The 23,353-nt window shown below is 58.8% G+C and carries 24 protein-coding genes; 15 read left to right on the top strand and 9 right to left on the bottom strand.

The features are described 5' to 3' along the window. Positions 1 to 228: 228 nt before the first annotated feature. Entirely contained in the window at positions 229 to 543 is a 315-nt protein-coding gene (gene bolA, locus JK232_RS05100; protein WP_072926507.1) for a transcriptional regulator BolA, read from the bottom strand. A gap of 330 nt (positions 544 to 873) precedes the next feature. Here bolA and JK232_RS05095 point away from each other — a divergent pair, with 330 nt between their 5' ends. From JK232_RS05095 to JK232_RS05060, 8 genes are all read left to right on the top strand, one after another. Further along, positions 874 to 1,452 (top strand): lipoprotein, encoded by a 579-nt coding sequence (locus JK232_RS05095; RefSeq protein ID WP_072926903.1) that lies wholly within the window; start codon positions 874 to 876, stop codon positions 1,450 to 1,452. Between the two features lie 133 nt (positions 1,453 to 1,585). Further along, entirely contained in the window at positions 1,586 to 3,067 is a 1,482-nt protein-coding gene (gene ampG / locus JK232_RS05090) for a muropeptide MFS transporter AmpG (RefSeq protein ID WP_212588902.1), read from the top strand. Between the two features lie 477 nt (positions 3,068 to 3,544). Further along, complete coding sequence (cyoA, locus tag JK232_RS05085) at positions 3,545 to 4,495, top strand: cytochrome o ubiquinol oxidase subunit II (protein WP_072926512.1); 951 nt, start codon at positions 3,545 to 3,547, stop codon at positions 4,493 to 4,495. Positions 4,496 to 4,498: 3 nt separating this feature from the next. After that, on the top strand, positions 4,499 to 6,490 hold the full coding sequence (gene cyoB, locus JK232_RS05080; protein ID WP_072926514.1) for a cytochrome o ubiquinol oxidase subunit I: 1,992 nt from the start codon (positions 4,499 to 4,501) through the stop codon (positions 6,488 to 6,490). Beyond that, entirely contained in the window at positions 6,480 to 7,094 is a 615-nt protein-coding gene (locus JK232_RS05075) for a cytochrome o ubiquinol oxidase subunit III (protein ID WP_072926516.1), read from the top strand. Before cyoB ends, JK232_RS05075 begins: the two co-directional genes overlap by 11 nt. Beyond that, the gene (locus JK232_RS05070; RefSeq protein ID WP_072926518.1) at positions 7,094 to 7,426 is read left to right on the top strand and encodes a cytochrome o ubiquinol oxidase subunit IV; all 333 of its coding nucleotides are present in this window, start codon (positions 7,094 to 7,096) and stop codon (positions 7,424 to 7,426) included. The genes JK232_RS05075 and JK232_RS05070 overlap by 1 nt, the downstream gene beginning before the upstream one ends. 16 nt (positions 7,427 to 7,442) lie before the next feature. Then, on the top strand, positions 7,443 to 8,330 hold the full coding sequence (gene cyoE / locus JK232_RS05065) for a heme o synthase (RefSeq protein ID WP_072926520.1): 888 nt from the start codon (positions 7,443 to 7,445) through the stop codon (positions 8,328 to 8,330). 217 nt (positions 8,331 to 8,547) lie between these two features. Next, positions 8,548 to 9,915: an MFS transporter gene (locus JK232_RS05060; protein ID WP_072926522.1), complete on the top strand. Its 1,368-nt coding sequence runs from the start codon at positions 8,548 to 8,550 to the stop codon at positions 9,913 to 9,915. 63 nt (positions 9,916 to 9,978) lie between these two features. Here JK232_RS05060 and JK232_RS05055 read toward each other — a convergent pair whose 3' ends face one another. After that, positions 9,979 to 10,470: a YajQ family cyclic di-GMP-binding protein gene (locus JK232_RS05055; protein ID WP_101815624.1), complete on the bottom strand. Its 492-nt coding sequence runs from the start codon at positions 10,468 to 10,470 to the stop codon at positions 9,979 to 9,981. Between the two features lie 215 nt (positions 10,471 to 10,685). Here JK232_RS05055 and panE point away from each other — a divergent pair, with 215 nt between their 5' ends. Then, a complete protein-coding gene (gene panE, locus JK232_RS05050; protein WP_072926527.1) occupies positions 10,686 to 11,597 on the top strand; it encodes a 2-dehydropantoate 2-reductase in 912 nt (303 codons plus the stop codon). Then, positions 11,560 to 12,174 carry a protein deglycase YajL gene (gene yajL, locus JK232_RS05045; RefSeq protein WP_072926529.1) on the top strand — a complete coding sequence of 205 codons (615 nt, stop codon included), beginning with the start codon at positions 11,560 to 11,562 and terminating at the stop codon, positions 12,172 to 12,174. Before panE ends, yajL begins: the two co-directional genes overlap by 38 nt. A gap of 69 nt (positions 12,175 to 12,243) precedes the next feature. Here the strand turns inward: yajL and thiI are convergent, their stop codons facing one another. Further along, complete coding sequence (gene thiI, locus JK232_RS05040) at positions 12,244 to 13,692, bottom strand: tRNA uracil 4-sulfurtransferase ThiI (protein ID WP_072926531.1); 1,449 nt, start codon at positions 13,690 to 13,692, stop codon at positions 12,244 to 12,246. Positions 13,693 to 13,955: 263 nt separating this feature from the next. Between thiI and xseB the strand changes: the two genes are divergently transcribed. From xseB to JK232_RS05020, 4 genes are all read left to right on the top strand, one after another. Further along, positions 13,956 to 14,204 carry an exodeoxyribonuclease VII small subunit gene (gene xseB, locus JK232_RS05035; RefSeq protein WP_072926533.1) on the top strand — a complete coding sequence of 83 codons (249 nt, stop codon included), beginning with the start codon at positions 13,956 to 13,958 and terminating at the stop codon, positions 14,202 to 14,204. Between the two features lie 5 nt (positions 14,205 to 14,209). After that, positions 14,210 to 15,139, top strand: coding sequence for a (2E,6E)-farnesyl diphosphate synthase (gene ispA, locus JK232_RS05030; protein WP_101829200.1), 930 nt, complete (start codon positions 14,210 to 14,212; stop codon positions 15,137 to 15,139). A 33-nt stretch (positions 15,140 to 15,172) separates the two neighbouring features. Continuing rightward, positions 15,173 to 17,035: a 1-deoxy-D-xylulose-5-phosphate synthase gene (gene dxs / locus JK232_RS05025; protein ID WP_101854772.1), complete on the top strand. Its 1,863-nt coding sequence runs from the start codon at positions 15,173 to 15,175 to the stop codon at positions 17,033 to 17,035. 131 nt (positions 17,036 to 17,166) lie between these two features. Further along, complete coding sequence (locus JK232_RS05020) at positions 17,167 to 18,141, top strand: aldo/keto reductase (RefSeq protein ID WP_072926539.1); 975 nt, start codon at positions 17,167 to 17,169, stop codon at positions 18,139 to 18,141. Positions 18,142 to 18,212: 71 nt separating this feature from the next. On the opposite strand, the gene pgpA is transcribed toward JK232_RS05020, so the two are convergent. The 6 genes from pgpA to nrdR form a co-directional block, all read right to left on the bottom strand. Beyond that, positions 18,213 to 18,698, bottom strand: a complete 486-nt coding sequence (pgpA, locus tag JK232_RS05015) for a phosphatidylglycerophosphatase A (RefSeq protein ID WP_072926911.1) — start codon at positions 18,696 to 18,698, stop codon at positions 18,213 to 18,215. 68 nt (positions 18,699 to 18,766) lie between these two features. Further along, entirely contained in the window at positions 18,767 to 19,744 is a 978-nt protein-coding gene (thiL, locus tag JK232_RS05010) for a thiamine-phosphate kinase (RefSeq protein WP_101829202.1), read from the bottom strand. Positions 19,745 to 19,836: 92 nt separating this feature from the next. Then, positions 19,837 to 20,253, bottom strand: a complete 417-nt coding sequence (nusB, locus tag JK232_RS05005) for a transcription antitermination factor NusB (RefSeq protein WP_072926543.1) — start codon at positions 20,251 to 20,253, stop codon at positions 19,837 to 19,839. Positions 20,254 to 20,273: 20 nt separating this feature from the next. After that, positions 20,274 to 20,744: a 6,7-dimethyl-8-ribityllumazine synthase gene (ribH, locus tag JK232_RS05000; RefSeq protein ID WP_072926545.1), complete on the bottom strand. Its 471-nt coding sequence runs from the start codon at positions 20,742 to 20,744 to the stop codon at positions 20,274 to 20,276. A gap of 142 nt (positions 20,745 to 20,886) precedes the next feature. After that, entirely contained in the window at positions 20,887 to 22,035 is a 1,149-nt protein-coding gene (ribD, locus tag JK232_RS04995) for a bifunctional diaminohydroxyphosphoribosylaminopyrimidine deaminase/5-amino-6-(5-phosphoribosylamino)uracil reductase RibD (protein WP_212588901.1), read from the bottom strand. Between the two features lie 8 nt (positions 22,036 to 22,043). Then, positions 22,044 to 22,493 (bottom strand): transcriptional regulator NrdR, encoded by a 450-nt coding sequence (nrdR, locus tag JK232_RS04990; protein WP_072926550.1) that lies wholly within the window; start codon positions 22,491 to 22,493, stop codon positions 22,044 to 22,046. A 197-nt stretch (positions 22,494 to 22,690) separates the two neighbouring features. Here nrdR and JK232_RS04985 point away from each other — a divergent pair, with 197 nt between their 5' ends. Continuing rightward, positions 22,691 to 23,305 carry a SadB/YajI family lipoprotein gene (locus JK232_RS04985; RefSeq protein ID WP_212588935.1) on the top strand — a complete coding sequence of 205 codons (615 nt, stop codon included), beginning with the start codon at positions 22,691 to 22,693 and terminating at the stop codon, positions 23,303 to 23,305. Positions 23,306 to 23,353 lie beyond the last annotated feature (48 nt).

The following is a 23,353-nucleotide window of genomic DNA, read 5'->3' as shown; positions in this document are numbered from 1 at the left end:
GTGCGAGTCGAGGAGGTGACGGCGCCCATGAGGCGCTAAATCTCACACTTCCGGTGTTTTACTCGCCAAACTGCCTGTTACCCTGCTGCTGACCTGTTATCCATGCAAAAGTAAAGGAAACAAAAACGGCCCGCGGGCCGTTTTATCGATTCGTCTTTATTAATACCCTATTTGCGGTGAAAAGTTCCACTCACCGCGCATCAGGGAGACCGCATCCGGCTGTACCGGCTAAGCCAGCGTGCCGGCCCCGCGGCAGGGAGGTGAGGCAGGCACCGTGTCCTGCAACCCTTCCCACTCTTTCAGCGTATAGGTATGGAGCGCCAGAGCATGTACGCCATCAGAAAGTTCCTCTGACAATACGCCGTAAATCGCGCGGTGCCGGGTCAGGAAGCGTTCGCCCACAAACCGGTCCGAAACCATGATCACTTTGAAATGACTCTCTGAACCGGCCGGCACGTTATGGCGATAACTTTCATCCGCCACTTCCAGATGCACAGGTTCAAACGCCGCCCTTAATTTTGCTTCGATTTGCTCGCGAATCATAAAGATCTCCTTATTACACCAGCAGAGAGCTGCGCCCCATCTGTTTCAATATTAGTCGGTTTTAAATTTGTTAGCGTTCCGCTTGTGCAAATTTGTCGGCGAAAGCGCTGAAAAAGTCAATGTCCTTCCCCGGCGGCAGGGGGGCCGGGGCACAGCATAAATCGTTATCCGGTTGAAAAGGCATAAATTGGCCGGTGGCGCTGCCGGAATGTGTAAAAAAAACGCTGAGAGGTGCAAATCTGCGCACCGGGATCTTCCCCCACCGGACGGCGGTGTTATGATGTCGGCCATTGCGCATTGCCCATTCACAATAATGAAAGAGATGTGACCATGTTAAAAAAAATGATCTTCCCTTTGCTGGCCGCCCTGATGCTGGCCGGTTGCGCCACCAGCAGCAATACCCTGAATGTCACCCCGAAAATGGTGTTGCCGACCCAGGATCCGACCCTGATGGGCGTGACCGTCAGCATCAACGGTTCTGACCAGCGTCAGGATCAGGCACTGGCCAAAGTGAACCGTGAAGGCCAGCTGGTGACGCTGACCCCGTCCCGCGATCTGCGTTTCCTGCTCCAGGAAGTGCTGGAGAAACAGATGGGCGCCCGGGGTTATATGATCGGCGCTGACGGCGCGGTTGACCTGCAAATCGTGGTCAACAACCTGTTTGCCGATGTCCAGGAAGGTAACCTGCGCTACAACATCACCACCAAAGCGGACATCTCCATCATCGCCACGGCGAAGAACGGCAGCAAGCAGGTGAAAAACTACCGCTCAACCTATAACGTCCAGGGGGCCTTCACCGCCACCAACGACAAAATCACCAATGCGGTCAACACCGTGCTGGGTGATGTCATTGCCGATATGGCGCAGGACACCAGCGTCAGCGAGTTCATCAAACAGAACGCCCGCTGATCCCCGCCTGACCGGTGGCCCGGCAGCGGGCCACCGGGTTGCTGTGTGAGATGAGGCCGGGGCGCGCACCCTGCCTTTCTTCCTGCAACACCCTCACCCTTTTCCTCTCTTTGCCAGCCTGCGGAACCCTGCCATGCTCAGCCGAACCCTCAGCCTTTTCACCCAACGCAACAGTGTGGTCATGCTGCTGCTCGGCTTTGCCTCCGGCCTGCCGCTGGCGCTGACCTCCGGCACGTTACAGGCGTGGATGACCGTTGAGAATGTAGACCTCAAAACCATCGGCTTCTTTTCGCTGGTCGGCCAGGCCTATGTGTTTAAGTTTTTCTGGTCACCTTTAATGGATCGCTACACGCCGCCCTTCCTGGGGCGGCGGCGCGGCTGGCTGCTGCTGACCCAGCTGTTGCTGATTGGGGCCATTTTCGCGATGGGCTTTATGCAACCGGCCAGGGACCTCTGGTGGCTGGCGGCGCTGGCGGTGACGGTGGCCTTCCTCTCGGCCTCCCAGGACATTGTGTTCGACGCCTATAAAACTGACCTGCTTAATGCAGAGCAGCGGGGCGCGGGCGCAGCCGTCTCGGTGCTAGGGTACCGGCTGGCGATGCTGATTTCCGGCGGGCTGGCGCTGTGGCTGGCGGACCGCTATCTCGGCTGGCAAGCCACCTACTGGCTGATGGCCGCCCTGATGCTGGTGGGCGTGGTCACGACCCTGCGCGCCCCGGAGCCGGACACCCATGCCGGTGTGCCGCGCACGCTGGAGCAGGCGATCATGGCACCGTTGCGTGATTTCTTTGGCCGCAACAACGCCTGGCTTATCCTCTGCCTGATTGTGCTCTACAAAATGGGGGATGCGTTCGCCGGCAGCCTGAGCACCACCTTTTTGATCCGGGGCGTCGGGTTTGAGGCGGGCGAGGTTGGGCTGGTCAACAAAACCCTGGGGCTGGCGGCCACCATCGTCGGCGCGCTGTATGGCGGCGCAGTGATGCAACGGCTGTCGCTGTTCCGTGCCCTGCTGATTTTCGGCCTGTTGCAGGCGGTATCGAATGCCGGTTACTGGCTGCTCGCCATTACCGATAAGCACCTGATCAGTATGGCCGTGGCGATCTTCTTTGAGAACCTGTGCGGCGGCATGGGCACCGCGGCCTTTGTCGCGCTGCTGATGGCGCTGTGTAATAAGTCATTTTCCGCCACCCAGTTTGCCCTGCTCTCGGCACTGTCGGCGGTAGGCCGCGTGTATGTCGGCCCGGTGGCGGGCTGGTTTGTGGAAGCACACGGCTGGCCGCTGTTTTATCTCTTCTCCATTGTGGCGGCGGTGCCGGGGCTGCTGCTGCTTGTCGCCTGCCGCCGTACGCTGGAGTATGCACAGCACCATGAGGACGCCATTCCGCGTACCCAATTTGCCCAGGCCTACCGCTGGGCATTCCGCCTGTTTGCCCTGGGGTGTGTGGTGCTGCTGGTCTGGCTGGGTGGGCTGGCGTTCTCTGCCCTGACCGGCGCGGCCCTGGGCGGCGTGCTGACGCCGCTGTTTGAAACCGGGATGGCGCTGGGGATTGGTGGGATTCTCTGGGGGGCCGGGCTGGACTATGCTGCACAACGGCATCCTGCCCCGGTTATTTAAGGCTGCCGGGCGGAGCTGGCTAAAAAATGAGCAAATTTGCCGCATAAGGAAAGGGCTTGCGGCTATTTCCAGCGCATCTTGCAGAAAATGCCCCCAGCCCTCACCCTTTTTAATTAACAGCGACTTTCCCAATGTTCTTTTTTTTCGGTAGCAGACTTATTTTATTTTTCACTTTAATTACACAAGTTGTTTACATAATTTAAACTTCGAATTTCTAAACATTTCTGGTTGGCGGAATAATCACGCCCTTTACCTGTTATTTTTTCAGCAAATAGATTAAAAATCCGCAGCTTAGTTGTCACAACGCGTTGTTGCCATTAGGAAATCATCACCTACTGTTACAGGTGTGACCATGTTAACATAAAGTGTCAACACCGCGTTGACGCACACTTAAGCGTGTTTACAGTACTGCAACCTTCCCGTAAAATGCCCGCACACATGAAACGACAATAGAGCCCTTGTAATTGAGGTCGTTAGATGAGACTTAAGAAATACAATAAAAGTATTGGGATGTTGTCTTTATTTGCAACTACGGTAATGCTCAGTGGTTGCGATACGGCATTAATGGATCCCAAGGGAGCAATTGGACACGAGCAACGAACACTGATTCTGACTGCTATCGGCTTAATGCTGATCGTGGTTATTCCAGTGATCATTATGGCTTTCGCCTTTGCCTGGAAGTATCGCGCTTCCAACACAGACGCTAAGTACAGTCCAAACTGGTCCCACTCCAACAAGATCGAAGCTGTGGTCTGGACCGTTCCAATCATTATCATTGCCATCCTGGCAACGATAACCTGGAAAACCACCCACTCTTTGGACCCCTTCAGACCTATCGCCAGCGACCAAAAACCGCTGACAATTGAAGTGGTCGCCCTGGACTGGAAATGGCTGTTTATCTATCCGGAACAAGGTATCGCCACCGTCAATGAGATCGCTATCCCGAAAAACGTGCCTGTGCAGTTTAAGGTCACGTCTGACACGGTAATGAACTCATTCTTTATTCCCCAACTGGGCGGACAAATCTATGCGATGGCCGGTATGCAGACTCAGCTGCATCTGATCGCGAATGAAGCAGGAACCTATAAAGGGATCTCCTCTAACTTCAGCGGTCGCGGCTTCTCCGGGATGAAGTTCAATGCTATCGCGACGCCAAACCAGCAAGAGTTTGATAACTGGGTGGCAAAAGTGAAGCAGGCGCCTAACACCCTGAACAGCACGGATGAGTTCAACAAACTGGCTGCGCCGAGCGAAGCACATCCGGTTGAGTACTTCTCCAGCGTGAAAGCGGGTCTGTTCAAGGAAGTCATTGGTAAATTTATGGGCGAGATGAAATCGCACAAAGATATCGATGCCATGCCGGACGGTATGGACATGAGCAAAGGCATGGACATGGGTGAGCACGCAAAAGCCGGAGCCGAGGAATAAAAGATGTTCGGAAAATTAACGCTTGATGCGGTTCCGTACCACGAACCCATCATTATGATTACCCTTGCAGTTGTTGCTGTTCTTGGAGCCGGCATTGTCGGTGCCTTGACGTACTTCGGCAAATGGAAGTATCTGTGGACGGAATGGCTGACCTCCGTTGACCACAAAAAACTCGGTATCATGTACATCATCGTGGCATTCGTTATGTTGCTGCGTGGTTTCGCCGATGCCATCATGATGCGTGGCCAACAGGCCCTCGCCTCTGCCGGGGAAGCAGGCTTCCTGCCGCCTCATCACTATGACCAAATCTTTACCGCGCATGGCGTAATCATGATCTTCTTCATGGCGATGCCGTTCGTTATTGGTCTGATGAACATCGTGGTGCCGTTGCAAATCGGTGCGCGCGACGTGGCCTTCCCGTTCCTGAACAACCTGAGCTTCTGGTTCACCGCGGTTGCTGTGGTACTGATCAACATCTCTCTGGGTGTGGGTGAGTTCGCGCAGACCGGCTGGCTGGCCTATCCGCCGTTGTCAGGCAAGGAGTTCAGCCCGGGCGTGGGGGTGGATTACTGGATCTGGAGCCTTCAGATTTCCGGTATCGGTACCCTGTTGACCGGTGTTAACTTCTTCGCGACCATCCTGCGTATGCGTGCGCCGGGTATGCCGCTGATGAAGATGCCGGTCTTTACCTGGGCCGCACTCTGCACCAACATCCTGATCATCGTTTCCTTCCCGATCCTGACTGTGACCATCGCGCTGTTGACGATGGACCGTTATCTGGGCACCCATTTCTTCACCAGTGATATGGGCGGCAACATGATGATGTATGTCAACCTGATCTGGGCATGGGGCCACCCGGAAGTGTACATCCTGGTACTGCCGGTGTTCGGTGTGTTCTCGGAAGTGACCGCGACCTTCTCCAAGAAGCGTCTGTTCGGTTACACCTCCCTGGTATGGGCAACCATCGCGATTACCGTTCTGTCGTTCATCGTCTGGCTGCACCACTTCTTCACCATGGGGTCCGGCGCGAACGTTAACGCCTTCTTCGGTATCGCCACCATGATCATTTCCATCCCGACCGGGGTGAAAATCTTCAACTGGCTGTTCACCATGTATCAGGGCCGTATTCAGTTCAACTCCGCGATGCTGTGGACCGTTGGCTTCATCATCACCTTCTCCATCGGTGGGATGACCGGCGTACTGCTGGCCGTACCGGGCGCGGACTTCGTGCTGCACAACAGCCTGTTCCTGATCGCCCACTTCCACAACGTTATCATCGGTGGTGTGGTGTTCGGTTGCTTCGCCGGCCTGACTTACTGGTTCCCGAAATCCTTCGGCTTCATGCTGAATGAGAAATGGGCGGTCCGTTCCTTCTGGTTCTGGATCATCGGTTTCTTCGTGGCCTTTATGCCGCTGTACGTGCTGGGCTTCATGGGGATGACCCGTCGTCTGAGCCAGAACATCGACCCGGAATTCCACCCGATGCTGATCGTAGCAGCGGTGGGTGCGGCGCTGATTGCCTGCGGTATCCTGTGCCAGCTGATCATGATCTTCGTCTCTGTGCGTGACCGTGACCAGAACCGCGACCTGACCGGTGACCCGTGGGGCGCGCGTACCCTGGAGTGGGCAACCTCTTCTCCGCCGCCGTTCTATAACTTCGCTGTGGTACCGGAAGTGCACGACCGTGACGCATTCTGGGACATGAAAGAAAAAGGCGAAGCGTATAAGAAGCCGGCGAAGTATGAAGAGATCCACATGCCGAAAAACTCCGGTATGGGTATCGTGATTGCCTTCGGCAGCCTGATCTTCGGTTTCGCAGCAATCTGGGACATCTGGTGGTTGGCGATTGTTGGCTTCCTGGTGATGATTGTGGCCTGGATCGCGAAGAGCTTCGACGAGGATGTTGACTACTATGTGCCGGTTGCCGAAATCGAGCGTATTGAGAACCAACATTTTGAACAAATCAGCAAAGCAGGCGTGAAACATGTCAACTGATACTCTGACTAACCACAACGTAGCCCATGCGGAGCATGGGCACCACGATGCAGGTGAGACCAAAGTCTTTGGCTTCTGGATCTACCTGATGAGCGACTGCGTGCTGTTTGCGAGCTTGTTCGCCACTTACGCAGTACTGGTAAATGGGACCGCGGGCGGTCCCTCCGGTAAAGACATCTTTGAGCTGCCGTTCGTTCTGGTAGAAACCTTCTGCCTGCTGTTCAGTAGTATTACCTACGGCATGGCCATGCTGGCGATGAACAAGGGTAACAAAAGCGGTGTTAATGCCTGGTTGTTCCTGACCTTCCTGTTCGGCCTCGGCTTCATCTGCATGGAAATCTATGAATTCCATCACCTGATTGCTGAAGGCTTCGGGCCGGGCCGCAGTGCCTTCCTCTCTGCGTTCTTTACGCTGGTAGGTACCCACGGTCTGCACGTGACCACCGGTCTTATCTGGATCATCGTCATGATGATTCAGGTGAAAAACCGTGGCCTGACGTCCGTGAACAGAACCCGCCTGATGTGCCTGAGCCTGTTCTGGCACTTCCTGGACGTGGTCTGGATCTGTGTATTCACCGTAGTTTATCTGATGGGGGCCATGTAATGAGTCATTCTTCTACAGGGCATGGCGGCGCCAGCCACGGCAGCGTAAAAAGCTACCTGATTGGGTTCGTCCTCTCTGTCATCCTGACGATCATTCCGTTCTGGATGGTGATGAACGGCACTGCCTCTCACGCCACCATCATCGGCACCGTTGTCGCGATGGCTGTGATTCAGATTGTGGTGCACCTGGTGTACTTCCTGCACATGAATACGTCGTCGGAAGAGCGCTGGAACCTGGTGGCGTTCCTGTTCACCGTTATGATCATTCTTATCGTCGTTGTGGGCTCACTCTGGATTTTGTACAACCTCAACCTCAATATGATGGTCAGTTAAAGAGCCGAGCTGCACGATGATTAAGCAATACCTGCAAGTAACAAAACCAGGAATTATTTTCGGTAATTTAATTTCTGTCGTCGGGGGGTTCCTCCTTGCTTCCAAAGGGAACATTGATTACCCCCTCTTCCTCGCTACGCTGGTGGGCGTCTCGTTGGTTGTCGCTTCGGGCTGTGTATTTAACAACTACATTGACCGCGACATCGACAAGAAAATGGAGAGAACGAAGAACCGGGTCCTGGTGAAGGGCCTTATTCAGCCGAAAATCAGCCTGGTGTATGCGACCTTGTTGGGTATTGCCGGCGGCGCGTTGCTCTATTTCGCAGCCAATGCGCTGTCCATGTGGCTGGCTCTGGCAGGGTTCATCATTTATGTCGGGGTGTACAGCCTCTACATGAAGCGTAACTCTGTTTACGGCACGCTGATTGGCAGCCTCTCCGGCGCAGCGCCGCCGGTGATTGGTTACTGCGCGGTAAGCAACGAGTTTGATGCCGGGGCGCTGATTTTGCTGTTGATTTTCAGCCTCTGGCAGATGCCTCACTCTTACGCGATCGCGATTTTCCGGTTCAAGGATTATCAGGCGGCCAACATCCCGGTTCTGCCGGTGGTGAAAGGCATCTCGGTCGCGAAGAACCATATTACGCTCTATATCCTGGCGTTTATGGTGGCAACCGTGATGCTCTCGCTGGGTGGCTATGCCGGGTATAAATACCTGGTGGTCGCGGCAGCGGTCAGCGTCTGGTGGCTGGGCATGGCCCTGCGTGGGTATAAAACCTCCAACGATAAAGTCTGGGCGCGCAAACTGTTCGTCTTCTCTATCGTGGCGATTACCTCGCTGAGCGTCATGATGTCCGTTGACTTCAATGTCCCGGCATCCGGCACCCTGCTGACTTACGTCTGGTAACCCGCGCCGTCGCGCAACGTATCAAGTGAAGTGCTCCGGCACTTCACTTTTTTTTGCCCCCTCCCCTGCCCTTCCCGCACCTGTTCATCTGTTTTTTTGCCTGCCCGCTCCGGCGGCCGCAGCCGCAGCCTGACGGTAATATCTGCTAAACATCCGGCGATTTACCGCAATGCCTTAACAACACTACAATGGCGCAGTTTGTCATTTTGAGGTGGTAATGAAAGATAACCAAATGACCCCGCAGGAAAGCCGGGCGACATGGGGATTAGGGACAGTATTCTCTTTACGGATGCTCGGCATGTTTATGGTGCTGCCGGTGCTGACGACTTACGGCATGGCGCTCTCCGGTGCCAGCGAAGCGCTGATCGGCATCGCGATCGGCATTTACGGGCTGGCCCAGGCGATTTTCCAGATCCCGTTCGGCCTGCTCTCAGATCGCATCGGCCGTAAACCGCTGATCGTCTTTGGCCTGGCCATTTTTGCTTTCGGCAGCGTGATTGCCGCCGTGACGGACTCCATCTGGGGCGTGATCCTCGGCCGTGCCCTGCAGGGCTCCGGGGCGATTGCCGCCGCCGTCATGGCGCTGCTTTCTGACCTGACGCGTGAGCAGAACCGCACCAAGGCGATGGCGTTTATCGGCATCAGTTTCGGCATTACCTTTGCGATTGCCATGGTGCTGGGCCCGATCATTACCCATGCGCTCGGCCTCCATGCCCTGTTCTGGATGATTGCCCTGCTGGCGCTGTGCGGCATTGTGATTACGCTGGCGGTGGTGCCGAACGCCTCCCGCCATGTGCTTAACCGTGAATCCAGCATGGTCAAAGGCAGCTTCACTAAGGTGCTGGGCAACAGCAAGTTACTGAAGCTTAACTTCGGCATCATGTGCCTGCATATCCTGCTGATGTCCAGCTTTGTGGTGCTGCCGCGAGTGATGGAACAGGCTGGTTTCCCGCCCAGCGACCACTGGAAAGTTTACCTGGTCACCATGCTGACCTCCTTTGTCGCGGTGATCCCTTTCATTATTTATGCCGAGAAAAAGCGCCGCATGAAGCAGGTCTTTATGAGCTGTGTGGCGGTGCTGCTGCTGGCAGAACTGGTACTCTGGTCAGCCGGCGGCCGCCACCTGTGGGTGATTATCGCCGGTATCCAGCTGTTCTTCCTGGCGTTTAACCTGATGGAAGCGATTCTGCCGTCATTGATCAGCAAAGAATCCCCGGCGGGCTACAAAGGCACGGCAATGGGCGTGTATTCCACCAGCCAGTTCATCGGCGTGGCGATCGGCGGCAGCCTGGGCGGCTGGGTCTTCGGCCTGGCCGGGGCCGGCGCGGTGTTTATCGCCTGTGCGGCCATTGCCCTGGTGTGGTTCCTGGTCAGCGCCACCATGCAGGAGCCGCCGTATGTCAGCAGCCTGCGCATCACCCTGTCAGAGCAGGCGGTGCAGGATGCCGCGCTGGCGTCACGGCTGCGCAGCCAGCCGGGTGTGGCTGATGTGGTGGTGGTGCCGGAGGAGCGCAGCGCCTACATTAAAATCGACAGCAAAATTACCAACCGGCAGACGCTGGAACAGCTGGTCGGGGTGGCCTGACCCACCGCGTGCCCATAAAAAAGAGCCGCAACTGCGGCTCTTTTTATGGCTGACGTATCACGGTCAGTCGCGGAAATTCTTAAACTGGAACGGCTGGCCTAAATCGGAGCCGCGCACCAGTTGCATCACACTCTGCAAATCATCACGCGCCTTGCCGGTGACCCGCACTTCTTCACCCTGCACCTGCACCTGGACTTTCAGCTTGCTGTCTTTGATCAGTTTCACGATCTTTTTCGCCAGCGCCGCTTCAATCCCGGAGTGCAATTTGGCCTCCACGCTGTAGGTTTTGCCGCTGTGATCCATCTGCTCGGGGATCTCCAGCGCGCCGCCCTCAATCCCGCGTTTGCTCAGTTTTTCACGCAGAATATCAATCAGCTGGTTGACCTGGAAGTCAGACTCGCTGGCGACTTTGATGGACTCGTTTTTTTCGTTCAGCTCGAAGCTGGCCGGCACATTACGGAAATCCCAGCGGTTGGTCAGCTCACGGCTGGCATTCTCCACCGCGTTGCGGACTTCCTGCATATCAATTTCAGACACAATATCGAAAGATGGCATTGTCATTTCTCCCTTAACCCGACATGGCGAGCATGATAACCGCTTCCCCGCCGGATGCAAAATCGTGCCTGCCCTCTGGCATGGCGGCGCGGCAGGCGGCATACTGCCCGCGCCGGGGGCAGGAAAGTCTATACTCTGCGGATATGCGCATCCGTGACAGGCGGCCCTGCCGGAAAGAGGGGCACGGTTTGCCGCTCACGGCCAAGGGAGGAAACATGAAAATTACAGTGCTGGGTTGCGGCGCGCTTGGGCAGGTCTGGCTTTCTGCGCTTCACCGGCAGGGGCATGATGTCCAGGGCTGGCTGCGGGTACCCCAGCCTTTCTGCTCGGTCAATGTCATTGATGAACACGGCACCGCTTACAACCATACCTTACCCACCAATGACCCGGAGCATCTGGCGCAGAGCGGGCTGTTGCTGGTGACGCTGAAGGCGTGGCAGGTTTCCGGTGCGCTGATCCCGCTGCTGCCGAGGCTTCACCCGGACTGCACCCTGTTGCTGCTGCATAACGGCATGGGCACGCAGGACGAGCTGCCCGCCAACAACCAGCCGATTTTGCAGGGGGTCACCACCCATGCCGCCCGGCGGGATGGCCGCGCCATTCTGCATGTGGCCGGCGGTATCACCCACATCGGCCCCTCCTCCCCCCGCGGGCGGGAAATGAGCCACCTGGCGGAAATGCTGCATCACGCGCTGCCGGACGTTGCCTGGCACGATGTTATCGCAGCGGCCAACTGGAAAAAGCTGGCGGTCAACTGTGTGATCAACCCGCTCACCGCCCTTTATGGCTGCACCAATGGCGAACTCACTGCCTACCCGGAGCAGATCGAACGCCTCTGCCGGGAAGCGGCGCAGGTGATGGAGATTGAGGGGTTCCACACCTCCCCCGACTCCCTGCTGGCGTATGTCTATGATGTGATTGAGCGCACCGCCGCCAACCACTCTTCCATGTTGCAGGACGTACGCGCCCAGCGCCACACCGAGATCGACTACATTACCGGTTACCTGCTGCGGCGCGCCCGCAGCCACGGGCTGCAGTTGCCGGAGAATGCCCGGTTATTTGAACAGATTAAACAGAAGGAAAATGAGTATGAGCGTAACCGTTCTGGTCTGCCTGGCACCTGGTAGCGAAGAGACTGAAGCCGTCACGGTGATCGATCTGCTGGTGCGGGCCGGTGCCACGGTGACCACCGCCAGCGTCGCCGGGGACGGCGCGCGCGACATCACCTGTTCCCGCGGGGTGCGCCTGCTGGCCGACACCACGCTGGTGGCCGTCGCGGATGACCCGCATGACGCCATTGTGCTGCCCGGCGGCGGCCCCGGCGCAGAGTGTTTCCGCGACAGCCCGCTGCTGGTGGAAAAAGTCCGGCAGATGCACACCAGCGGCAAACTGGTGGCAGCGATTTGTGCCGCCCCGGCGCTGGTGCTGGAGCACCACCAGCTTTTCCCGATCGCCAACATGACCGGCTTCCCGGCGCTGAAAGACAAAATCAGCCCGGAGAAGTGGATGGACAAACGCGTGGTGTACGATCCGCGCGTCAATCTGCTGACCAGCCAGGGGCCGGGCACCTCGATGGACTTTGCGCTGAAGCTGATTGACCTGCTGCTGGGCAAAGCCAAAGCAGCGGAAGTGGCGGCGCAACTGGTGCTGGCGCCGGGCATTTATGATTATCAGGATCACCTGCCCGCACAGAACAACGCCTGACCAACAGAATACAACGCCATAAAAAAACCGGGTGCCTTGCGGACACCCGGTTTTTTTCAGCCCTGAAGGTTACGGGCGGTAGACTTTCACGTTACCAAAGCCCTGTTCACGCAGGTAGAGCGCCTGCAGGCGGCTCATTACCCCGCGCTCACAGTAGAGCAGATAGGTTTTGCTCTGGTCGAGGTCGCCGAATTGGGTGCTGAGCTTGTAGAACGGCAGCGGTTTCACCTCGACGTCACGCACCGCCAGCGGGCGGTCATCCTGCTCATCCGGTGAACGGATGTCCAGCAGCACGTCGGTTGCCGCGAAGGCCGCCACGGTTTCCACCTCAACCACCTGCTCCTGGGTCTGTTCAGCGATTTCGCGGATATCCACGTTTTTCGCCTCACTCACCACCCGGTCGAGGATCTCGAAGTTAAACAGCGCCTCTTCCGCCTCGATTTTGCCTTTCACCGCTTTCACCGTCGGGCTTTTGGAGATCACGCCGCAATACTCCGGCATGGTCTTGGCAAAATCTTCAGTGCCGATTTCACGCGCAATCTTGATGATGTGCTCTTTATCATGGGCAATCAGCGGGCGCAGGATCAGGGTATCAGTGGCGTTGTCGATCAACCGCAGGTTGGTCAGCGTCTGGCTGGAGACCTGGCCCAATGCCTCGCCGGTGACCAGCGCCTGCACGCCATAGCGCTCCGCCACCTGGGAGGCCGCGCGCACCATCATGCGTTTCAGCACCACGCCCATCTGGCCGTCATCCACTTTCTCCAGGATCTCACCCACCACCGGCTCGAAGTCGATCGCCACAAAGCGCACGCGGTGCGAGCTGCCGAAGCGGCTCCACAGGTAGTGCGCCACCTGCTTCACGCCAATCTCATGGGCTGCGCCGCCGAGGTTGAAGAAACAGTAGTGGACGCGGCAGCCGCGGCGCATCAGCATATAACTGGAGACGCCGGAGTCAAACCCGCCGGAAATCAGTGACATCACATCTTCCTGCGTGCCGATCGGGTAACCGGCCAGGCCGGTGTGGCGCGCTTTGATCAGCACCAGCTTGTCATCATTGACTTCCAGCTTCACGGTAACGTCCGGCTGCGTCAGGTTCACGCGCGCGGAGTCGATATGCTGGTTCAGGCCGCCGCCGACATAACGCTCCACGTCGCCGGAGGTAAACTCGTGCTTGCCGCGGCGCTTCACGCGCACACAAAAGGTTTTCCCTTCCAGCTCAGCCCGGTAGGCCTCCAGCGTCTGCTCAAAGATGTTATGCAGATCGGTATACTCACGCTCCTCCACCTCCAGCACGTGGTGGATCCCCGGAATACGGGTCAGGGCGTCACAGAGGAGTTCACGCTTGCTTTCATCTTTGCTGCGGACTTCGATATTATCCCAGTGGCGCACCACCGCCAGTGTCTCATCCAGGTCCTTCAGCACGTTGCGGATGTTGCTGGCAAGAATCTTAATAAAGCGCAAACGCACTGATTGACTCTTGATGGTGATTTCCGGGAACAATTTAATGATAAACTTCATGGCGGTCTTTCATTTAAGGTGTGAATGAGTAGGTCGTCAATGTGTGAATAACGATCTAAAATCAGAAAGTGAGTCATGGCGGGCGATCCCGCAGCCGTACCCCTACTGTTCAAGCCGCGCAGTATATCATCATTACGGGATACGCTGCGCGCAAAAAAACCATGCACTTTATGCGACGAATACCGCCCATGCCTGCGCCCTGCGCTGAGCGCGGTGTGATGCCACCGGCCGCGCCGCCCAACTGATGACAGTAAAAGAGAACTATGCCAAAAAAAGCCGTACCACCCGCCAATTTTGAAGCCGCCCTCGGTGAGCTGGAGCAGATTGTTACCCGTCTTGAGTCTGGTGATTTGCCGCTGGAAGAGGCGCTGAATGAATTTGAACGCGGCGTGCAACTGGCACGTCAGGGGCAGCAAACCCTGCAACAGGCTGAACAGCGGGTACAGATCCTGCTGGAGAACGACAACGATCCTGACGCCCCGCTGGCCCCTTTTACCCCGGACGCTGAGTAATTTTTATGGCCCATGACGAATCACAGGCGGCTGTGACCGATTTTCCTGCGCGCCTTCAGGCGTGTCAGCAACGCATTGATCAGGCGCTGAACGGCTACATTGCCGCGCGCCACAGCCCCGACCCGCAACTGGTGGACGCGATGCGCCACGGCGCGCTGCTGGGCGGCAAACGCCTGCGCCCCTACCTGGTGTACGCGACCGGCGAAATGTTTGGCCTGACGGCTGACGCCCTGGACGCCCCCGCCGCCGCGGTGGAGTCTATCCACGCCTATTCCCTGATCCATGATGACCTGCCGGCGATGGATGATGATGACCTGCGCCGCGGCCAGCCCACCTGCCATATTAAATTTGGTGAGGCCTGCGCCATTCTGGCCGGTGATGCGCTGCAAACCCTGGCATTTTCCATTCTGGCCGATGCGCCGATGCCGGGCGTGGCTATCCATGATAGATTAAGTATGCTCTCTGAACTGGCGACCGCCAGCGGGGCGGCCGGCATGGCCGGCGGGCAGGCGCTGGATCTGGCCGCCGAAGGCCGGCAGGTTGACCTCGCCGCCCTGGAGCAGATCCACCGCCACAAAACCGGCGCCCTGATCCGGGCTGCCGTGCGGCTGGGTGCGTATGCCGCCGGTGAACCCGGCCGCCGTGCACTGCCGCTGCTTGACCGCTATGCCCAGTCTATCGGCCTCGCCTTCCAGGTGCAGGACGATATTCTGGATGTGATTGGCGACACCGATAAAATCGGCAAACGCCAGGGCGCCGATCAGCAACTGGGCAAAAGTACCTACCCTGCCCTGCTGGGGCTGGAACAGGCCCAGACCAAAGCCTGGGACCTGTATCAGGATGCCCTGGCCGCCCTGGCCCCGCTGGCGGCCGAATCGTATAACACCGCCCCGCTGCAGGCGCTGGCCAGTTTTATTATTGAACGCGATAACTGATGAGTATCGTAAACCCTCTGATACGAGTATCTGATGAGTCTTAATCTCGCTAATTACCCGACATTGGCTATGGTGCACACTCCTGAAGAGTTGCGCCTGCTGCCCAAAGAAAGTTTACCCAAGCTGTGCGATGAGCTTCGTCAGTACCTTTTAGACAGCGTCAGCCAGTCCAGCGGCCATTTCGCCTCGGGGCTCGGTACCGTAGAACTGACGGTGGCGCTGCACTACGTCTATAACACGCCGTTTGACCACCTGGTGTGGGACGTCGGCCACCAGGCTTATCCCCATAAGATCCTGACCGGCCGCCGTGACCGCATCAACACCATCCGCCAGAAAGGCGGCCTGCACCCCTTCCCGTGGCGGGATGAGAGCGAGTATGACGTATTGTGCGTCGGCCACTCGTCGACCTCCATCAGCGCCGGGCTGGGCATGGCCGTGGCGGCGGAGCGTGAAGGCAAAGGCCGCCGCACCGTCTGCGTGATTGGTGACGGGGCGATCACCGCCGGTATGGCGTTTGAGGCGATGAACCATGCGGGCGACATCAACTCCGACATGCTGGTTATCCTGAACGACAATGAGATGTCGATCTCCGAAAACGTCGGCGCGCTGAACAACCACCTGGCCCAGTTGCTCTCCGGCAAGCTCTACTCGCGCCTGCGCGAAGGCAGCAAAAAAGTGCTCTCCGGCCTGCCGCCGATCAAAGAGCTGATGCGCCGCACCGAGGAGCACCTGAAAGGCATGGTGGTGCCGGGCACGCTGTTCGAGGAGCTGGGCTTCAACTACATCGGCCCGGTGGATGGGCATGACGTGCAGGCGCTGGCGCAGACGCTGAAAAATATGCGCGGCCTGAAAGGCCCGCAGTTGCTGCACATCATGACCAAAAAGGGCAAAGGCTATGCCCCGGCGGAAAATGACCCGATCAGCTGGCACGCGGTGCCGAAATTTGACCCGGCCACCGGTACCCTGCCGAAAAGCGCGGGCGGCCAGCCGACCTACTCCAAAATCTTTGGGGACTGGCTGTGCGAAACGGCAGCGCAGGACAGCAAACTGATGGCGATCACCCCGGCGATGCGTGAAGGCTCCGGCATGGTGGCCTTCTCCCGCGAATATCCGGCGCAATACTTTGACGTGGCGATTGCGGAGCAACATGCCGTGACCTTCGCGGCCGGGCTGGCAATCGGCGGCTACAAGCCGGTGGTGGCGATCTACTCCACCTTCCTGCAACGCGCCTACGATCAGGTTATCCACGATGTGGCGATCCAGAAACTGCCGGTGCTGTTCGCCATTGACCGCGGCGGCATTGTCGGCGCTGACGGCCAGACCCACCAGGGCGCGTTTGATCTCTCCTTCCTGCGCTGCATCCCGAACATGGTGATCATGACGCCGAGCGATGAGAACGAATGCCGCCAGATGCTGCATACCGGTTACCACTATGCTGACGGGCCGGTGGCGGTGCGTTACCCTCGCGGCAACGGCACCGGGGCGACCTGTGAACCGCTGGCGATGTTGCCGATTGGCAAAGGCGTGGTGCGCCGTGAAGGCGAAAAAGTGGCGATCCTCAACTTCGGTACCCTGTTGCCGGAAGCGCAGAAAGCCGCTGAGGCACTGAATGCCACGCTGGTGGACATGCGTTTCGTCAAGCCGCTGGATGAGGCGTTGGTGCTGGAGATGGCCGCCAGCCACGAAGTGCTGGTGACGCTGGAAGAAAACGCCATCATGGGCGGGGCCGGCAGCGGCGTGATTGAACTGCTGATGGCAAAACGTTGCCTGGTGCCGGTGCTGACGCTCGGCCTGCCGGATGAGTTTATCCCGCAGGGCACCCAGGAAGAGGTGCGGGCAGATTACGGCCTTGACGCAGCCGGGATTGAGCGCAGCATCACTGACTGGCTGGCCTGACCGGCCTGACCGGGGCGCGCCCTGCGCCCCGGCTTCTCCTCCCCTTCTTTTTCCTTCTGCCCTCGCCATCCCCATGATTCCCGGCTACCGTTAAGCATTCGCATTACGCGTTTATTCTCAGGGAGATCGCCATGAAATACACCACACTCGGCAACACCGGCTTGCAGGTGTCACGCCTGTGCCTCGGCTGCATGACCTACGGGGAGCCGTCGCGCGGCAACCACCCCTGGACGCTGCCGGAAGCGCAGAGCCGCCCGCTGCTGAAGCAGGCCATTGAGGCGGGCATCACCTTCTTTGATACCGCCAACAGCTACTCCGACGGCAGCAGTGAGGAGATTGTGGGCCGGGCGCTGCGTGATTTCGCCCGGCGCGATGAGGTTGTCCTGGCGACCAAAGTCTTTTTCCCGCTCAGTAACCTGAAGGGCGGCCTGTCGCGCGCGGCGATCCTGCAATCGGTGGATGACAGCCTGGCGCGCCTCGGCACCGACTACATTGACCTGTTGCAGATCCACCGCTGGGACTACGACACGCCGATTGAAGAGACGCTGGCGGCGCTGGATGAGGTGGTGAAGGCCGGCAAAGTGCGCTTTATCGGCGCGTCGTCGATGCACGCGGCCCAGTTCCGGCAGGCGCTGGACCTTTCCCGCCAGCAGGGCTGGGCACGGTTTGTCTCGATGCAGGACCAGTATAATTTGCTGCAACGCGAAGAGGAGAAGGAGATGCACCCGCTGTGCGCAGAGGAAGGCATCGCGGTGCTGCCCTGGAGCCCACTGGCGCGCGGCCGCCTGACCCGCCCGTGGGGCGAAACCACTGCCCGCTCCGAAACGGATGAGTATGGCAAAAGCCTTTACGCCGCCACCGAAGCAGCAGATGCGGAGATTGCCGCGCAGGTGGCGGCGATTGCGGAAACGCGCGGCGTGCCGCGCGCCCAGGTGGCGCTGGCCTGGCTGCTGGCGAAACCGGTGGTCACGGCACCGATTATCGGGGCGTCACGGCCGGGCCATCTGGAGGATGCCGTCGCCGCGCTGGATCTGACGCTGACGGCGGAAGAGATCGCTCAACTGGAGCGCGCCTACCAGCCGCACGCCGTGACCGGCTTTAAATAACGGCGGCGTCCTGTCCTGAAAGCACCATAAAAAAACGGGCACCTGGGCGCCCGTTTTCTCTTTTTTACCGGTCAGAACGGCCAGTGGTGGCCAATCAGGTAGATGACCAGCGCAGAAACCACCCCGGCGATCACATCATCTATCATGATGCCCATACCGCCGTGGATATTGCGGTCGAACCAGCGGATTGGCCAGGGTTTCCAGATGTCGAAAATCCGGAACACCACAAAACCGGCCAGCACCCACTGCCAGCTCCGCACCGGGATTGCCATCAGGGTGATCCACATGCCGACAAACTCATCCCAGACAATGCTGCCGTGATCGTGCACGCCCATGTCTTTCGCCGTCTGGTGGCAGAGATAGACACCGATGCAGATGCTGAACATCACCACCATCGAATAGACCTGCCACGGCAAATAGGTCAGCAGCATCCAGCACGGGATGGCCGCCACCGACCCGGCCGTCCCCGGCCCCCAGGGGAACAGGCCGCTGCCGAACCCGGTCGCCAGCAGGTGCCACGGGTTGCGCATCCGCAGCCGTTTTTTCGCCGCGTTCATCTGGTCAATGGCGTTATCCAACGCCTGCTCCGTCGCCTGTAACGACGGTTTCCTTGGTTTTGCCATGACTATTGGTCCATAAAATGATCGAAACCCTGCCAGCCCAGTTCAACCGGCTGGTTGCCGCGCAGGTACTGGATGCCTTCGGACTGCGGTGCCAGCTGACCAATACAGGTAAAGGGGGCACCGGCATGGTGAAGCGCCACATCCAGCGCGCCGCGGTTGATTTCCGGCACGGTGAAGCAGAGCTCGTAATCCTCGCCGCCGGTCAGCGCCCACTTCAGCGCCTGCTCCGGGTCAACCTGGCGGCGCATGGCATCCGAATAAGGGATGGCGTCCAGGTCAATGCGTGCGCCGCAGGCGCTGGCCTTGAGGATATGCCCGAGGTCTGATATCAACCCGTCGGAAATATCGATGGCCGCATTGGCGAGATCGCGCAGCGCCTGCCCATGCAGCACCCGCGGCTGAGGCCGCAGATGGCGCGCCAGCAGCGCCCGGCGATCGGCGTCGTCGGTGACCGTGAGGCGGTTTTGCAGCAGTGCCAGCCCGGCGGCGCTGTCGCCCAAAGTGCCGCTGACATAGATCCAGTCGCCGACGCGCGCGCCGCTGCGCGTCAGGGCGCGTCCGGCCGGCACCAGGCCGTGCACTGTCAGGGTCAGGCTCAGGCTGCCGCGGGTGGTATCGCCGCCGATCAGCTGCATCCCGTAGTAGTTGAGCTGGTCGAACAGGCTGTCGCTGAACGCGGCGAGCCACGGCTCATCCACGCCCGGCAGCGTCAGCGCCAGTGACAGCCAGGCCGGGTCTGCCCCCATGGCCGCCAGATCGCTGACGTTCACCGCCAGCGCTTTGTACGCCAGGTCAGCCGGGTCAATGCTGGGCAGGAAGTGCGTGCCTTCGACCAGCGTATCGGTACTGATCGCCAGTACCTGTTTCTCCGCTACCGTCAGCAAGGCACAATCGTCGCCAATGCCAAGCTGCACATCCCGGCGACTGTGTTTATACCGGTCAAAATAACGGGCAATCACGTCAAATTCACCGCAAGCCATAGTCAATTCCAACGCGTGAGATAAATAAGAAAGGCCGGATAACCGGCCTTCATGGCGTTCAGCTTACAACGCAGGAAACCTGCGGGCCGCAATCAGCGTTTTTTACGCACTGTCGGGGCGACTTTGTCCAGCACGCCGTTGACGAATTTGTGGCTGTCTTCTGCACCGAAGGTTTTCGCCAGTTCGATGGCTTCGTTGATGGCCACTTTGTAGGGGACGTCTTCACGCTTGCTCAGCTCGAACAGCGCAATACGCAGTACCGCGCGCTCCACCTGGCCCAGCTCTTCGAGCTGGCGGGACAACACAGGTGCCATCAGGGCATCCAGGCTGGCCGCATTGACTGCCACGCCGGACAACAGCTCGCGGAAATAGGCAATGTCGACATCTTTGACATCTTGCTCAGCCAGGAACTGTAATTCAACGTCGGCAATGTCATTTTTAGACACTTGCCAGGAGTAAAGCGCCTGGACGGCACATTCACGGGCGCGGCGGCGGGCTGCAGGTTTCACGGAAATCCCCTTAACTAAATTCAGGCCTTAATGGCCTTGATGACATTGATCATTTCAAGTGCGGTCAGGGCGGCTTCTGCCCCTTTGTTACCCGCTTTGGTTCCAGCGCGTTCGATGGCTTGTTCGATGCTTTCGGTGGTCAGCACGCCAAAGGTCACTGGAATTTCGCTGGTCATGGCAACGCTTGCCAGACCGGAACTGCATTCACCGGCAACATATTCGAAATGGGCGGTGCCCCCGCGGATCACGGTGCCGAGCGCGATAATGGCGTCATAGCGCTGGGTATTGGCCAGGGTACGGGCAGCCAGCGGCAGCTCATAGGCGCCCGGAACCCAAACGATGGTGATATTGTCTTCAGAAACCTGACCGATGCGCTTCAGGGCATCAATGGCGCCTTCCAGCAGACTGTCATTGATGAAATTATTAAAACGAGCAATTGCAATCGCCACACGTGCGTCAGGAGTCGCAACAACACCTTCGATAACGTTCATACGCTTTCCTTAATTTGGGTTCAATACCCCGCAGGGGGGCGGATTCTATCACACTCTTTCCTTGCCTGCGCATGCGGTTTTTACTTCACATGCCGGGCAAACGATTTCTTCCCGGTGGTTTGGCGCAGCTACGGCCAGGATGTCACACCGGTTTCAGCCGCAGCCGCAGGTCCGGGCCGACCTGCCGCACCTCGCTGAAGGCGAACTGTGGGGCCTCTGCCAGTGCGGACAGCCCCGGCAGCGCACACAGGCCGCGCGCGCTGTCACCCAGCAGTTTAGGGGCGAGATACACAATCAGCTCATCCACCAGACCAGCCTGTAACAGCGCCCCGGCCAGCCCGGCCCCGGCCTCGACCCACACTGAATTCACCTGGCGTTTCGCCAGCAACATCATCATCACCACCAAATCAACACGCCCGTCGCGTTCCGGCACTGCCCACTGTTCCACATTGTCGGGCCAGGCGTGCGCGTCAGCCTGCAAACGGGCCAGCAGGGTCTGCCCCGGCTGGGCGATCAGGCGGTGCTGGGGCGTCACACGGTTCTGGCTGTCGAGAATCACCCGCAACGGCTGGCGCAATGAGGCGGCATCCGCCGGATGGGCAGCTGACAACTGCGCGGCCTGCGGCGAGGGGTAACGCTCACGGAGCGCGCTGTCGAGTTCATCCCAGCGCACAGTCAGCGATGGGTCATCGGCCAGCACAGTGGCGCTGCTGCTGAGAATGGCGGAACTCTCTGCGCGGAAACGTTGCACATCACGCCGGGCTTCCGGGGAGGTGATCCACTGGCTCTCCCCTGACGCCATCGCGGTGCGGCCATCCAGCGAGGCACCCATTTTCAGTTGCAGATAGGGGAAGCCGGTACGCATCCGTTTCAGGAAGCCGCGGTTCACCGCTTCGGCCTCCTCCAGCATGACATTATGGCGCACCTCAATGCCGGCCTGTTTCAGTCGGTAGAGGCCGCGCCCGGCCACCTCGGGGTTTGGGTCCTGCATCGCGGCCACGACCCGGCTGACACCCGCGGCGATCAGCGCGTCGCAACAGGGCGGCGTACGGCCATGATGGCTGCACGGCTCCAGCGTCACATAGGCGGTGGCCCCGCGCGCCTTGTCACCGGCCATGCGCAGGGCGTGTACTTCCGCGTGCGGCTCCCCGGCGCGCAGATGGTAGCCTTCGCCGACGATCTCGCCGTTGCGCACGAGAACACAGCCTACATTAGGGTTCGGGGTGGTGGTAAAACGCCCCAGACGTGCCAGCTCAAACGCCCGCGCCATGTAAAATTCATCGTGCTGCATAGGCTTCCTTAATCTTGCAGGCGGGCGATCTCTTCGCCAAATTCGCGGACATCTTCAAAACTGCGGTAGACCGAGGCAAAACGGATATAGGCCACTTTATCCAGCCGCTTTAACGCATCCATCACCAGGCCACCGACCATTTTAGCCGGGACTTCGCGCTCGCCGGTGGCGCGCAGCTGGGATTTCAGGTGGCTGATGGCCATCTCTACGTCATCGGAACTGACCGGGCGCTTCTCCAGCGCCTTCAGCATACCGCTGCGCAGTTTGTCCTCATTGAAGGGTTCACGCACATCGTTACTTTTAATCACCCGCGGCATCACCAGTTCAGCCACTTCAAAGGTGGTAAACCGTTCGCTGCAAACCAGACACTGGCGACGGCGGCGCACCTGGGAGCCATCACCCACCAGACGTGAATCGATCACTTTCGTATCAACGGCGGCACAAAATGGACAGTGCATGGAACTTCCTGATTATCATTTCTGACTGGCGACCAGTTTACCGCGAACTCTGCGGACTACAAAGGCTGATGCCCATTTGTTATAGGAAGGATGAATGTTTACGGCGGCAAACGGCTGCGGCGTCAGGGATTCGCATGACTTTCCACGCCGGGAAGGCTACGCTTTAGAGAGTGAATCTGGAAAAGGAAATTACCATGATGACAACCAGTTACCCTGTGCGCGCCCGCCCGCTATGCCGCATCGCCCTGCTGGCCTCCGCGGTGCTGCTGACCGCATGTGCCCAAAACCCACAGGTGCCGAAACTCAAATCCGAGGTGGTTCAGCTTAACCAGAAGCTCCAGGCGCTGACTGACGAAGCCACCGCGCTGGAACAGCAGAGCCAGCTGAACCACAACTCCACTAACGGGGTCTATGTGCTGCCGGCAGCCAACAACCCGGCGGCGCTGAAAAGCGCCGTGGGTGAGCTCAGTGTCTCCCTGAGCCATGTGGCCCCGGAGGCCAGCGGCACGCAGGCGTTATTGCATATCCGCGCGCTCTCCGGCACCTCTCTGCCGGCGTTTACGGCCACGGTGGACTGGGGCCAGCTTGACCCCACGACCGGCAAACCGCTGCTGGTGGATATGCTCTCCCAGCCGGTGACGGTAAGCCCTTCCCTGCTGCCGAAAACGGAACAGACCCTTGAGCTGCGTTTCAGCGGCCAGGCACCGGAGCAGCTGGGCTTTATCCGCCTGCGGGATGTCACGCCGACGGCCTCTTCCCCCACGGCCACGCCTGAGGCTGCGGCCCCTGAGGCTACGCCGCCCGCCCCCTAACGTTGCCGTTTGCCCATAAAAAAACCCCGCAATGCGGGGTTTTTACTG

It is taken from the genome of Nissabacter archeti, assembly GCF_018257325.1.
In the GTDB taxonomy this organism is placed as follows: domain Bacteria; phylum Pseudomonadota; class Gammaproteobacteria; order Enterobacterales; family Enterobacteriaceae; genus Chimaeribacter; species Chimaeribacter arupi.
Note: the sequence above shows the minus strand (reverse complement) of the source record. Positions and strands in the feature narration are given on the sequence as shown.